This window comes from Microcystis sp. LEGE 08355, assembly GCF_015207185.1.
GTDB lineage: Bacteria > Cyanobacteriota > Cyanobacteriia > Cyanobacteriales > Microcystaceae > Microcystis > Microcystis panniformis.
In genome coordinates, this window is sequence record NZ_JADEXI010000068.1 from 1 (window position 1) to 13,205 (window position 13,205).

The 13,205-nt window shown below is 44.0% G+C and carries 11 protein-coding genes, 3 pseudogenes and 1 riboswitch; of the genes and pseudogenes, 5 read left to right on the plus strand and 9 right to left on the minus strand.

The window, feature by feature from the left end:
• Positions 1 to 135: 135 nt before the first annotated feature.
• From IQ242_RS05560 to IQ242_RS05570, 3 genes and pseudogenes are all read right to left on the minus strand, one after another.
• Positions 136 to 669, minus strand: a pseudogene (locus IQ242_RS05560) (formylglycine-generating enzyme family protein); the annotation flags it as partial.
• Positions 666 to 1,625: a MoxR family ATPase gene (locus IQ242_RS05565; RefSeq protein ID WP_193959302.1), complete on the minus strand. Its 960-nt coding sequence runs from the start codon at positions 1,623 to 1,625 to the stop codon at positions 666 to 668. The gene IQ242_RS05565 and the pseudogene IQ242_RS05560, both read right to left, overlap by 4 nt.
• Before the next feature lie 6 nt (positions 1,626 to 1,631).
• A complete protein-coding gene (locus tag IQ242_RS05570) occupies positions 1,632 to 3,137 on the minus strand; it encodes a hypothetical protein (RefSeq protein ID WP_193959303.1) in 1,506 nt (501 codons plus the stop codon).
• A gap of 158 nt (positions 3,138 to 3,295) precedes the next feature.
• Here IQ242_RS05570 and IQ242_RS05575 point away from each other — a divergent pair, with 158 nt between their 5' ends.
• Together IQ242_RS05575 and IQ242_RS05580 are read left to right on the plus strand one after the other, a co-directional pair.
• Positions 3,296 to 3,478, plus strand: a complete 183-nt coding sequence (locus IQ242_RS05575; protein ID WP_193959307.1) for a hypothetical protein — start codon at positions 3,296 to 3,298, stop codon at positions 3,476 to 3,478.
• 63 nt (positions 3,479 to 3,541) lie between these two features.
• Positions 3,542 to 4,657, plus strand: a complete 1,116-nt coding sequence (locus IQ242_RS05580; RefSeq protein WP_193959304.1) for a fatty acid desaturase — start codon at positions 3,542 to 3,544, stop codon at positions 4,655 to 4,657.
• A gap of 514 nt (positions 4,658 to 5,171) precedes the next feature.
• Here the strand turns inward: IQ242_RS05580 and IQ242_RS05585 are convergent.
• The 3 genes from IQ242_RS05585 to rpmI are packed head-to-tail and all read right to left on the minus strand — an operon-like array spanning position 5,172 to position 6,724.
• Positions 5,172 to 6,128 carry a PhoH family protein gene (locus tag IQ242_RS05585; RefSeq protein ID WP_002772048.1) on the minus strand — a complete coding sequence of 319 codons (957 nt, stop codon included), beginning with the start codon at positions 6,126 to 6,128 and terminating at the stop codon, positions 5,172 to 5,174.
• 13 nt (positions 6,129 to 6,141) lie between these two features.
• Complete coding sequence (gene rplT / locus IQ242_RS05590) at positions 6,142 to 6,489, minus strand: 50S ribosomal protein L20 (protein ID WP_002739593.1); 348 nt, start codon at positions 6,487 to 6,489, stop codon at positions 6,142 to 6,144.
• Between the two features lie 31 nt (positions 6,490 to 6,520).
• Positions 6,521 to 6,724, minus strand: coding sequence for a 50S ribosomal protein L35 (gene rpmI / locus IQ242_RS05595; protein WP_002740108.1), 204 nt, complete (start codon positions 6,722 to 6,724; stop codon positions 6,521 to 6,523).
• A gap of 209 nt (positions 6,725 to 6,933) precedes the next feature.
• On the opposite strand from rpmI, the gene IQ242_RS05600 reads away from it, so the two are divergent.
• On the plus strand, positions 6,934 to 8,109 hold the full coding sequence (locus IQ242_RS05600; protein WP_193959305.1) for a transaldolase: 1,176 nt from the start codon (positions 6,934 to 6,936) through the stop codon (positions 8,107 to 8,109).
• A gap of 46 nt (positions 8,110 to 8,155) precedes the next feature.
• Here IQ242_RS05600 and IQ242_RS05605 read toward each other — a convergent pair.
• A pseudogene (locus IQ242_RS05605) lies at positions 8,156 to 8,691 on the minus strand (RNA-guided endonuclease InsQ/TnpB family protein); the annotation flags it as partial.
• 120 nt (positions 8,692 to 8,811) lie between these two features.
• A pseudogene (locus IQ242_RS25850) lies at positions 8,812 to 9,111 on the minus strand (RNA-guided endonuclease TnpB family protein); the annotation flags it as partial.
• Positions 9,112 to 9,197: 86 nt separating this feature from the next.
• Positions 9,198 to 9,294, plus strand: a riboswitch (TPP riboswitch).
• Positions 9,295 to 9,302: 8 nt separating this feature from the next.
• Here IQ242_RS25850 and thiC point away from each other — a divergent pair.
• Entirely contained in the window at positions 9,303 to 10,685 is a 1,383-nt protein-coding gene (gene thiC / locus IQ242_RS05610) for a phosphomethylpyrimidine synthase (protein ID WP_002751876.1), read from the plus strand.
• 87 nt (positions 10,686 to 10,772) lie between these two features.
• Here thiC and IQ242_RS05615 read toward each other — a convergent pair whose 3' ends face one another.
• Positions 10,773 to 11,312: a phycobiliprotein lyase gene (locus IQ242_RS05615; protein ID WP_002757172.1), complete on the minus strand. Its 540-nt coding sequence runs from the start codon at positions 11,310 to 11,312 to the stop codon at positions 10,773 to 10,775.
• A 596-nt stretch (positions 11,313 to 11,908) separates the two neighbouring features.
• Between IQ242_RS05615 and IQ242_RS05620 the strand changes: the two genes are divergently transcribed.
• Positions 11,909 to 12,829 (plus strand): NAD(+) kinase, encoded by a 921-nt coding sequence (locus tag IQ242_RS05620; RefSeq protein ID WP_193959306.1) that lies wholly within the window; start codon positions 11,909 to 11,911, stop codon positions 12,827 to 12,829.
• Positions 12,830 to 13,205: the final 376 nt, after the last annotated feature.

The following is a 13,205-nucleotide window of genomic DNA, read 5'->3' on the forward strand; positions in this document are numbered from 1 at the left end:
ACTTTAAACTCTAAGACAAACATTTTACGCACGGGTTACTTAGACAAAATCAGTATAGCACAATAAAAGTTAAGTTAACAAGATATAGTTTAAAAAGCCGTCCTAAAAGGACGGGGCTTTAACCCAAAATTTCGGTAAAACCACCTCTAGGGAACGGACTTTTTTGGCTTGGTAAACGGGTATTAGGGCTAAACTGCCATCTTGCTTGCCGATGCTATACTCGGCCGATTTCTGTACGGTGCTGTTTAGGTTTATTTGTCTTTGGGTGGCTGAGTCTATCTTTTCGATGAGGGGACGCACTGCCCGCCCTAATTTTAGGGTTTCTCGCCAGAATTTGGCATCGGGGATGCTAATGGGTAGGGTGTCTGCGCCTATCTTCTCAGGCTGTTTTTGTGCTTCTGTCTCCCGTATTAAGGGAACTTCATCGGATGGGGCTGCTGGCTCTTGGGTTTCGTTTTTACTCTCCCGGGGGGGGTTTTTAGCGGGAGGGGTTTCTTCCTTTTCTTCCCTAGGCTCTGGACGGGGTTGGGGTTTTCCTTCTTCTTCTTGGGTGAGAACATACCACCATAAACTATCAGCTATCTGGTAACTGTCTAGGTCCCATCCCCTGCCCTTGACAAAGGTGATAAATTTATCAATCAGTTCTGGTGTGGGAAGGGTTTGGGTCATGTATTGCCTGTGTCGGTGAGATAGGTAAATAGTAGGTTGGTAAGGGACTTTAATTCTGCACCCGTGGGTTTATCTTGGCCCATGCTCATAAAGACGGCGTTTAAAAGCTGGTCTGTTGCTAGTTGCCCTTTTTCTCGTTTTTTAACATATTCTGCGATCGCTGCTTCTATTTTTTTACTTTCGGGACTGGCTTCTTTATAATCAAAATGGCTTTTTACTATCTTTTTTAGTTCCTCTGGGGTGGGGTCGGGAATTTCTAAGAGCAGACATCTACGTTTAAAGGGTAGGGGAAAATCCCTCTCGCCGTTGCTCGTCATAATCACTATGGGGAACTGTTGGCAGCTTACCTTACCTTCGGGGATGAATTCCCATTCACCGTCATGGGTTTGTACTGGTATTGGTTGGTTTTCGGTATCTTTAGCGAGTCGGGAAAGTTCGGTGATTTCAAATTTTCCCTCTTCAAAAAGGTTTAAGAGGTCGTTGGGTAAGTCGATGTCACTTTTATCTATCTCATCGATAAGCAGTACCCGGGGATAATTTCTCGGACAGAGGGCTGTCCCCAAGGGACCCAAGCGGATATACTGCCCTATGTCTTTTTTTTGTTCTAATTGGTAATCTTGCAAACGCGCGATCGCGTCGTAGTAGTATAATCCCTCTTGTAGGGTGGTGCGGGTATTAATTGGCCAGACTAATACTTCTCCTAAGTCTAATTCGTAGGCGATTGCGTAGGCTAGGGAGGTTTTCCCTGTACCCGGTTTCCCTGTGACTGGGGTAGGCCGGCGTAGGTGAATGGCTGCGTTTACGGTTTCGATGGTTTTATCGTCAACTATGAGTTGTTTTCCCCGCTCCTCGGATTTGTTGGTGGCGAAGCTTCGCCAAGGTGGGATTTCTGGCCAGGTAATCTTATCCCTTGAGCCTTTTTCATGATTGCCTTGAAAGATTTTCCATGAACTCATAGTTAGTTAACCTAGGTGCTGAGATGTTAAGTAGTGGAAGGGGGGCATCCGATTAGGGTCTTCTAAAAAGCATAATAGATGATGTCCTAGATGTTCGGGTTCATCTTCTAAATTATCTGGTGATTGTCGCCTCACCTCTTGAACTCTTGTGGACAATTGATTGATTTGAATATTCTGTAAGAGTGTATTAATTTCTGTTCTGTGAATTGCTTCCTGAGCATGACAGCGCGACCCAACGGCTAAAGGTATGCCATATTTTAAGCTTTTTCTAAATAATTGCTCTAAATCCTCTTGAGTTGAAGCGCAAAGATTGCTCCATAGAGTTGTTTCTTGGCATAAGTAGGACTCGCTGTTAGTAACTGTTTGTGTATCTATAGAATTTGTTGTTAATCTCTCCCATCTACTTTTCCAATGTTGATAAGCTGGCATTTTACTATACATTTTTTCCAATCTCATAAGAGAGCGAACATTAACAAAATATACTCTCTTAAGTTGAGTTAGGCTATCAAAGTAATTGTATTCCCAAGATTCAAAGTTAGTATATAGTAGCTTACCATTGGTGAAAAATTCAATATTTAAGTTTGCACCTCCTCGCTCATGACAATCTTCAATAATTTTTGTTAAAATGTTCGTTATATCTTTTTGAGTATAAACATCTTTGCTAACGCTACTATCTACAGGAAGATGTATATAATTATTTCCTTGACTTTGAGATATATTTAACTGTAGAAACCACGCAGCAAATTTATATTCAGGGGAAGTATTTACTTGACCTTTACTCTCCTCTATTTTGATACATAGATAGTTGTTAATATTTTCTCGATTGTCAGGTTCTGGATTAATTACTGGTATCTCTGCTATCCAAGCATTGTAATCTGTGTCAGTAATATTTAATATTTTCTTTAACTCCTGTATTGTTTGTTCAATGTATGAGCGATTGTAGCTATTAATTCTGCTATCTTGAGTAAGTCTAAAAAGTATTCTTAATAAATCTTTATCATCTGGAAGATTTATGATTTTATCGATGATTTCTTCAAAATTAGCATTGTCATTATCTGGCAAGTACGACTTTATGATCCGATTCAGTTCTGCTTGTTGTTGTCTAGACAATTTATTTTTAAGCTTTGTAAATATATCAATTTTTTTCTTGCTTTGAACAAGACTATTTTCTACAGAGATACCCTTATCATCGATAGACTTCCAATGCTCAATTAATGTAATAAAATTGGTCTTTTGAACTTTTATAGGCGTTTTCATAGCTTCTGTGAGAGCTTTAGAAATCAAGGGAAATAATTTTTTATTTGCTTCTTTCCTAAGATTTTCTGAATTTAAGTAATTTTTCTCTGCTATCTCATCATAAGTTAAACCTTGACGAAATCCATTTACTAAGATTTTTTGTATATCAGATAATCCCTTATTATCTACTTTTATAACTAACGGCATTACAATGCCCAAAAAATCTGATTCATTCAGATCACTTGTTTTTTTAGACTTAGGTTTTCTATCTCCCATTTGTACTTGTGGTTCTCCTTTTAAGAATACAATTCACAAAATGCTACTTTTAGCTACTTAATGATACTTTGGCAAGTTGACTACTAAATGCTACAAAAACCACCTCGACAATTAAAAGGGCTAGAAATAAGCTAAAAGTGTAGTCTAATTCAGAGCTTATGTACATCTCAAACTACCAGATTAAATCACTAACCGAGAGGCTAAAAAATCTCTTGGGGTATGTACCCAAAGAAGCTTGGGTAATTAATCTCGCCATCGAGATAGAAATCTCTCCAAAGCCGTTTTTTAGTGATGGGCAATTAGTCCAGCACTATCGAGAAATCGAACAGCTGCACAGCTAATAAAACCGCCTGAATTTGGTTATTTAACCATTTTCAGGACAGTACAACTTATTTTCTACTGTCATGATACTGAAAAAACCCACCCCAACACAAGCATCGGCTTTAAGGGATAATCCACGCCTAGGGATGCTCCAAATCAGCGATAATCGTCTCGTACAAGCTTTCTTTGACTGGCTAACAGGCTACTACCTTGCTCCCCCTCTCTGGAAAAGCACGCCCTCCTTAGAATTACTCTATGGCATACTCCAGTATATAGGAGGATTAGCGATCGCTCTTAGCCACTGGCAATTAATCCCCCTAGGATGGGTGTTATCCGTAGCTGGAGCGGCTCAATTGCAGGAAATAGCCCACTTTTGCGCCCATAATGCTTTTTTCCCTCAATATCCCACTTATAACCATCTTTTAGGTTGTTTGCTCACCTTAATTACTGGGAAAAAGCCCTTTCCATTGTTCAAAAAAGATCACCTATTAATTCATCACCCGCCGAAAAACCTAGCTACCATGAATGATAAAGGGAATACCCCCTACCTAGTAGAAGAGTTAGGTTTTGAATTTGGCCAAGAAGAGGCCTTCTATTGGCAAAATTTGGGCAAGTTATTACTCTCTCCCAAGTTTTACGGAGAAACCTTCCTTTCTCGTCTGACTAATCTTCTTAAAGCTCCCATTAACTACCAAATAGCTACCCTGATTGTGCTTTTCTTGGCCTCTGTTTGTGCGGGTTTAACCCATTCTTGTTTAATCTGCTTACTCTGGGTGTTATTTACCCAACTCGGAACCTATGCAGCCGCACTCTTGCAACAGCTACCGGAGCATAATTGGGCCTATGAAGCCGATGATAATGAGGGAGCTAAATCTCAGGTAATTGGTAAATCTTTTGCCCTATATCTGGGTGCTTATCCTCCGCACTCAGACCACTGGTTAGAATGGTTAAAATGGTCCACGGAATTAGTGGGAGCAGTCTTTATTCGGCTAATCATCCTTCCAGTTAGCCTAGGGGCGCACTGTGTTCACCATGCTACACCAAACGATCACAACTGGGCTAATCAACTATACACCCTAAGAGCTTTTCAGACTGGCTCGGTGAAAGGATGGCAGCGTTATCAATTCCTTGAGGTTTGGGGATACCGAAACGCTTTAAACTACGTCTTTGTCGGTTTTAGTTTAAGGGGAAAAAGCTAAATTAAACTCGGTGTGCAACTATATTTTTAGTCTTGATTTACAACAAGACTTTCAGAAATCAGCAGAGATAAAGTATCCTCTGGAACCCTGATTCTGTCCTTTTTAGTTGCACATCGCGTTAAATTAACCTAATTCGGGCTTGCTGAATAAAGCTAAAAACCTTGTTGGATAAGACTTTTAGACCTTTTGTCAATCAAAAAGTACCGGATATGGGAGTGATCGGGGGGAAATTTAGGCACTTTTTCCCTGAAAATTAGGTAATTGACCGCCTGATACCATTTTTCTTTATTCGTGTCCCTCATCCCCTTGCCCCTCTCCCTTTCTGAGATAGGGATTGGGGGTGAGGGCAATTAACCATCTCTGCCATTACTTTAGAAAAATGGTATGAAAATGGGTAAAACCCTACACCCTACACCCTACACCCCACACCCTGCCCCCACCAACAAACTTTTTCAACAGACCCTAATTCTATACTCTCTCGCAAGAGTACAAGAGCGACCATCTCAATAATCTGTTATTTTTCGTGCTGTTCGTAGGCTGAGACGATTTTTTGTACTAGGGGATGACGCACCACATCGGCCCGGGATAGGTAACAAAAAGCGATCCCTTCTACTGATTTGAGGATTTTTTGAGCGGCAATTAACCCCGATTCTTGTTGTTGCGGTAAATCGGTTTGGGTGACATCTCCAGTTACTACCATGCGCGAACCGAATCCCAAGCGCGTTAAGACCATTTTTAACTGTGCTGGGGTGGTATTTTGGGCCTCATCAACGATAACAAAAGCATTAGCTAGGGTTCGTCCCCGCATATAAGCTAAGGGAGCTATTTCGATTTTACCCCGTTCCATCAGGTCGGGAATTTTGGCCGCTTCGATAAATTCGTATAAAGCATCGTAGAGGGGACGCAAAAAAGGATCGACTTTTTGCTGTAAATCCCCCGGGAGAAAGCCTAATTTTTCCCCCGCTTCCACGGCCGGCCGGGTGAGGATAATCCGTTCTACTTTATCTTCTAATAAAGCTTGTACGGCCAAAACGGCGGCTAAAAAGGTTTTCCCCGTGCCGGCAGGTCCAATACAAAAGGTGATATCGTGACTTTGAATCGCTTGGATATATTGACGCTGACGGAAGGTTTTTGCCCGAATTAGCTCCCCGCGACGGGTACGAGCGAGAATATCCTGCTGTAGTTCTTTATACTCGCTAGAACGCCCCGTATCGAGGGCATGGATAGCGGTCATAATATCGGCTTCGGCGATTAACTTGGCCTCTTGCCATAAAATACTTAAGGAGCGCACAATCGCTGTGGCGCGCTCCACGGGGGTCGGTTGCCCCGCAATCCGCAATTCCATGCCTCTGAGGACTAAATTCGCCCCAGTTTGCCTGGCTATCAATTTGAGGTTAGCTTCTTGATGACCCGCTAAAGCGATCGCACTTTCTGAACTGGGGAATTGAATCGTTTGCCAAGTTTCCGTCATGCTTGGGGCTAAATTATCCTTTGGCTGTTTCTACCACTTTAGCAAAAGCGACGGGATCGAGGACGGCTAATTGGGCCAACATTTTCCGATTGAGGAGGATATTAGCTTTCTTTAATTGTCCAGTCAGTTGGCTGTAACTGATGCCCTGTTGACGAGCGGCGGCGTTAATGCGGGTAATCCAAAGACGACGAAAATCGCGTTTACGTTTGCGACGGTCTCTATAGGCATTCCGCAAGGCCTTCATTACCTGTTGGTTAGCTGTACGGAATAGGCGCGAGTGAGAACCGCGAAAACCTTTGGCTAATTTGAGAACTTTTTTGCGTCGCTTGCGGGCGACATTCCCCCGTTTTACTCTAGACATGATAATCCTTTAGACGATTTTTCTGGAAAATTTACAAATAGGGCAACATTAAGCGCACTTCCTTCTCGTCGCGCTCGTCCACTAGGGTAATCTGGGACAAACGACGGCGCTTGCGTTCGGCACTTTTATGATCGAGTAGGTGATTTTTGAAGGCTTTGCGACGTTTGATTTTTTTGCCGCTTCCCGTGGCCTCGAATCGTTTGGCCGCCGCCTTTCGCGTTTTTAGCTTGGGCATAAACTCCGTTTTGTTAAATCGACACAATCACTAATACTATCACAAATAAAGGACTTTGGGCAAGGAGTGGCCAAAAGATTCCCAGCTTATCCTTACTTTGGCCAGGTCTGTGGGTAGGAATTAAATCAATCGGGAATTTTCCCCCTTCCTTTCGATCGAATCGCTAAGATCCAGATAAAGTCTCGCGTTAACACGCATCTGGAGAAGTTATGGCTAAAACCCTACTAGAACAATTACGGGAATTTACAGTGGTTGTTGCCGATACCGGCGATATCCAAGCGATCGAAGCTTTCACCCCCCAAGATACCACCACTAACCCCTCCCTGATCACGGCCGCGGCCCAAATGCCCCAATATCAGCCGATTGTCGATCAAACCCTGCAAGCGGCCAGAAAAGAATTAGGAGAGCAGGCCACTCCGGAAGATGTGGCCACACTAGCTTTTGATCGCCTAGCGATCGGTTTTGGTCTGCAAATCCTGCAAATCGTCCCTGGCCGCGTCTCCACCGAAGTGGATGCTCGTCTTTCCTACGATACCCAAGCTACCATCGACAAGGCCCGTTATCTCATTTCCCAGTATGAACAAGCGGGTATCTCTAGAGAAAGAGTCTTAATTAAAATTGCCTCGACTTGGGAAGGGATTAAAGCCGCAGAAGTCCTCGAAAAAGAGGGAATTCACTGTAATTTAACCCTATTATTCGGGTTCCATCAGGCGATCGCCTGTGCGGAAGCGGGAGTAACCTTAATTTCTCCCTTTGTCGGTCGGATTCTCGATTGGTATAAAAAAGAAACCGGTAAAGACTACGTTGGCGCTGAAGATCCCGGGGTCCAATCCGTTACCCAGATCTATAACTACTATAAAAAGTTTGGCTATAAAACCGAAGTTATGGGGGCAAGTTTCCGCAATATCGGCGAAATTTGCGAGTTAGCTGGTTGTGATCTTTTAACCATTTCCCCGAAACTTCTCGAACAATTGCAAGGGACAGAAGCCGATTTACCCCGTAAGCTCGATCCAGCACAGGCCGCAACCCTTGATATTGTCAAAATTGCCATGGATCACGCGACTTTTGAAAAAATGCACGCCGAAGATGCCATGGCTTCTGAAAAACTAACGGAAGGTATTCAAGGTTTTACCAAAGCTTTAGAATTATTGGAACAATTGCTGATTCAACGTTTAACCCAGTTGGAAGGTCAGTCAACCCTCGAACACGCCGCCGAAGATATTTTCCGAGTCTATGATCATGATGGGGATGGTTTCATCACCCGGGAAGAATGGGCGGGAACCGATGCGGTATTCGATGCGATCGATATTAACCATGATGGGAAAATTTCTCCCGATGAGATCGCTGTCGGTTTAGGTGCAGCCTTTCGTTTAGTGGAAGCTTGACTCTCCCCCGCTAACCGCTCGCACGGTTTAGCGGGGGATTCTTGGTTCATAGGCTCTTGACTAGATCAAACAGGTTTAACTGAACGACCCCCGTCAAATCGCCTCCGCGAGCGTTTTCTAACACGGTCAGTCCGACCGCATTTTTTCCTCGGTTCTCGATTACCTTTGCTGATGCCGTGTCTCTCGGTTCGATGTGACCGCAAGAATCACACCGGTGAACTCTTTCCGATAACGCTTTTTTGCCAGTAATTGCGCCACAATTCGGACAATCCTGGGAAGTTCCGTTTTTATCGACTTTAAGATAATATTTTCCCCGTTTCCAAACAACAAACGGTAGTATCTCGTTAATAAAACTACCGATACCCGAATCTAGAGATTGTTTTCTAACGATCCCTCTAGACCAGGAAACGAAGATAATATCTTCAACGAAGATATTATCGGCATATCACAAAGATAATGAGCTAGTTTAAAGTGCCAATCTCTACGAGTATTAGACACTTTCTCGTGTAATCTTGCTATCTTCTCTTGGAGTTTTAACCAACTGTTTGAGCCTTTGACTTTATGTTTCAAGCGTCTTTGTAAGTAGGGAGGCACAATTATTTGTAGGATGGGTTAGCGGTAGCGTAACCCATGCGGGCGTTGGGTTTCATACTTCAACCCAACCTACGTTCATCTTATATTTAATTCCACCCACCTACTTAGCAATTTAAGCTTACTCTGTACTTTCAACAAAAATCGAGGGGCTTTGATTAAATCTCCTCGTGAAGTAGCGACAAAACTCTCAATCCCCGCGTCAATTCCTAAACAGGTCTTCCCTACTGTCATATCGGGAACTAATTCCGTAGATTGGAAGGAAACCGAAACGTAAAATCCCGACGCTTTTTGGATAATTCGAGCTTGTTTAGGCTCAAACCAGGGCGGGTACTTTCTGGATTTCCTAATCCGAATTTTTCCCAATTGTGGAAAATTTAAGTATTCGTCACCTAAGAAGTTTATTGTAGGGGGTCTAAGTGGGTTTTAGCCTAACTGCCCAATCAAACAACAATCTTAAGCTTTATCTCCTCAGTCCTCAACAGTGGTACAATTGCCGTCATAGCTAGGGGTGTCTGAGGCAATCAGGCTGAGAAAGACCCTTAGAACCTGAGACTGGGTAATTCCAGCGTAGGGAAGCTGTTTACAGAGGAAATAAAATTATGAGACAAGAATGGGTTGCCCCCCGGCGCGGACAAGCAAATGTATCGCAAATGCACTACGCCCGTCAGGGGATAATTACCGAAGAGATGACGTATGTGGCAAAACGGGAAAATCTCTCTCCCGAATTGATTCGCAGCGAAATCGCCCGAGGAAGACTGATTATTCCCGCTAATATCAATCACCTCAACCTCGAACCGATGGCGATCGGTATTGCTTCTAAGTGTAAAGTTAATGCTAATATCGGGGCTTCACCCAACTCCTCGAATATTAACGAAGAACTGGAAAAATTACACCTAGCGGTCAAATACGGTGCCGATACGGTGATGGATCTCTCCACCGGTGGCGGTAATTTAGACGAAATTCGCACTGCGATTATCAATGCTTCTCCCGTCCCCATCGGTACTGTACCCATCTATCAAGCGGTGGAAAGCGTTCACGGCAATATTGAAAAACTCACCCCCGAAGATTTCCTCCATATTATCGAAAAACACGCCGGGCAAGGGGTAGATTACATGACGATTCATGCGGGAATCCTCATCGAACACCTGCCTTTAGTTAAAACTCGTCTGACCGGGATTGTCTCCCGGGGCGGTGGTATTATTGCCAAGTGGATGTTACACCACCACAAGCAAAATCCTCTCTACACCCATTTCGATGAAATTATCGAGATTTTTAAGCGTTATGACGTTTCTTTTAGTCTCGGTGACTCCCTGCGTCCCGGTTGTACCCACGATGCTTCCGATGCAGCCCAATTAGCGGAATTGAAAACCCTCGGCCAACTGACGCGCCGCGCTTGGGAACACGATGTACAGGTGATGGTGGAAGGACCGGGCCATGTTCCCATGGATCAAATTGAATTTAATGTGAAAAAACAAATGGAGGAGTGTAGCGAAGCACCTTTCTATGTTCTTGGTCCCCTTGTCACCGATATTGCCCCAGGGTACGATCATATCACTTCGGCGATCGGGGCGGCTCTGGCGGGTTGGTACGGGACGGCGATGTTATGTTATGTCACCCCGAAAGAACATCTCGGTTTACCCAACGCTGAAGATGTGCGAAATGGCTTAATTGCCTACAAAATAGCGGCTCATGCGGCAGATATCGCCCGTCATCGTCCCGGAGCGCGTGATCGTGATGACGAACTCTCCATTGCTCGTTATAATTTCGATTGGAATCGTCAATTTCAGTTATCCTTGGATCCCGATCGCGCTAAGGAATACCACGATGAGACTTTACCCGCAGATATCTATAAGACTGCGGAGTTTTGTTCGATGTGTGGACCGAAATTCTGTCCGATGCAAACTAAGGTCGATGCCGATGCAATTACGGAATTAGAGAAGTTTCTCGCTAGTCAGAATCAAGACAATTTAACCCCAGTTTAAAGGGAAGTTATGGGAAGGGCTGATTTGATTTCAGCCCTATTCCTAGGATAAAAGTCAAAATTATGGGAATAGCCGCCATGTTTTTGACTAATTGACCCGTTTTTCTAGATATTGACCGATCATCAATTCTTGACCGGCGCGAGAGATAATAGTTTGTCGAGTGCGATATTGTTGACCGATGAGTTTAATTTCTTCTTCAAAGACAGAACCGGCGTATTCTGTTCTCAGACAGAGAGTAGAGGGGTTAGGAAAGGTATAAATGGCACTAACGGGTTTATCCGTCGCAAATCCCCGATCGCGATAGAGAATATTATCTAAAATACCGAATATAGTCGAACCGTTGGAGGGTTTTTTACTCTGGGGACGCAGATAATTACTTTGCCAAGTGACTTCCGTACCACCTAATAAGGCTGTATCTTCCAGATTATGTAAACGGGCAAGTTGAATTAATGGTTCGCTGCCTTGGGGTAAATATTTAATCTCGATGGCGCTGATAACTTCTTGGGGTTCCGTTTCTTGGGTGAGGGTGTAATAACGTCTCTGGGATTGCCAGCGTCCTTCTGTCTGCTTAAAAAAGGCTAAAGCCGAGGTTTCCAGCGATAATTGGGCGGTTTGAATTAATGTCATAGAAATAAAACCTTTCCTGTTTTTTGGGAGAGCAGATTTGTTATCCTTTGTCAAGAGTTTGCCAGAGAATTGTTACACATCTTAATACAATTATAACCTTGCGGGGAAATTAAGTGGTAGGGGTGTTGAGGGAGATAATTGGGAAAAAGTCGCACAGATACAGCAGTTACAGGGAAAAAAGGGAATAAGATTGCTAAAACCTGCCAGCTTATCCTAGTTAGGGCTTGCTGAATAAATGTGAAATGTAGGCAAGGTAAGAGTTTTGTGGCTTTTCTCGCGGAACAGGTGCAAGATTTTGAGAGAATCGTCCTTCAAAACATTGCGTCTTCATCGGCCCGCGTCCTGTAGGGGCGAAGCATTCGGGCAATAACCTATCGGTGAAACCATAGATTTTCTATCCGAATGCTTCGCCCGTACTTTTTCAGCAAACCCTAGTTAATTCCATCTACCCTTATCTATCGATTAATTCTGTCAAATTGGCTACAGTCAGGCCGAGGTTCTTCCCCCAACCCCTTTTTTACTTTTTACTTTTCACCCGATCTGCCCGGTCTTGGTATTGTTAAAAATATAGAACCTCCGAACAAGGTCTCAACTCCGTGCAGTTAAAACAAGTAATCATCGCTCACAAGGCCAACCATCCCCAAAGTAAAGCATGGGCGGAAAAATGCGCTAAACAGTTAGAAGCCCGTCAGTGTAAAGTTTTAATGGGACCCAGTGGCTTTAAAGATAATCCCTATCCAGTATTTTTAGCCTCAGCATCGGAAAAAATCGACCTTGCCATCGTTTTGGGGGGAGATGGAACCATTTTGGCCGCTGCTCGCTATTTAGCCCACGAAGACATTCCAATTTTAGCGGTGAATGTTGGCGGCCATCTGGGATTTTTAACGGAACCTTTGGAGATTTTCCAAGATACGGAGACGGTCTGGGAGCGTTTACAATCCGATCACTATGCGGTACAACAACGGATGATGTTAACGGCCAGAATCTATGAAGGGGATAAAAGAAACCCGCAGCCAGTGAGCGAGGCATTTTATGCCCTGAATGAGATGTGTGTGAAACCCGCTAGTATCGATAGGATGCCCACCTCAATCCTCGAAATCGAAGTGGACGGGGAAGTAGTAGATCAGTACCAAGGAGACGGTTTATTAGTGGCTACTCCCACGGGATCTACCTGTTACACCGCTTCCGCTAATGGTCCGATTATACACCCCGGCATGGAAGCGATCGCTGTCACCCCGATTTGTCCCTTGAGTCTCTCCAGTCGGCCGATTGTCATTCCCCCAGCATCTCTGGTGAGTATTTGGCCTCTAGGAGACTACGAATTAAATACTAAACTCTGGATGGATGGTGCTTTAGCTACTTCCATTTGGCCCGGGCAATGGGTGGGAGTTACCAAAGCCGAAAAATTCGCCCAATTTATTATCCTGCGGGAAAGTTATTCTTTTTATCAGACTCTACAGGAAAAATTGCAATGGGCCGGGGCGAGAATTCATTATGATGGCAATCGTCATAATTAGGGTTTGCTGAATAAATGTGAAATGTAGGCAAGGTAAGGGTTTTGTGGCTTTTCTGGCGAAACAGGTGCAAGATTTTGAGAGAATCGTGCTTCCAAACCTTGCGTCTTCATCGGCCCGCGTCCTGTAGGGGCGAAGCATTCTGGTAATAACCTATCGGTGAAACCGGAGATTTTCTATCCGAATGCTTCGCCGGTACTTTTTCAGCAGGCCCTAATTAGGACTGGCTCAAGATATTCTGGGGAAAGTGCCTGTTGACATCCTCGCCGCCCTAAAAGTGCGGCGATTCCTAAACCTCACGATTTAAGTTTCTGCTTCCACCACCGTCGCATACCACAGTTAAAAAACCATGTACTGTCTTACACAGAGTCCACAGACT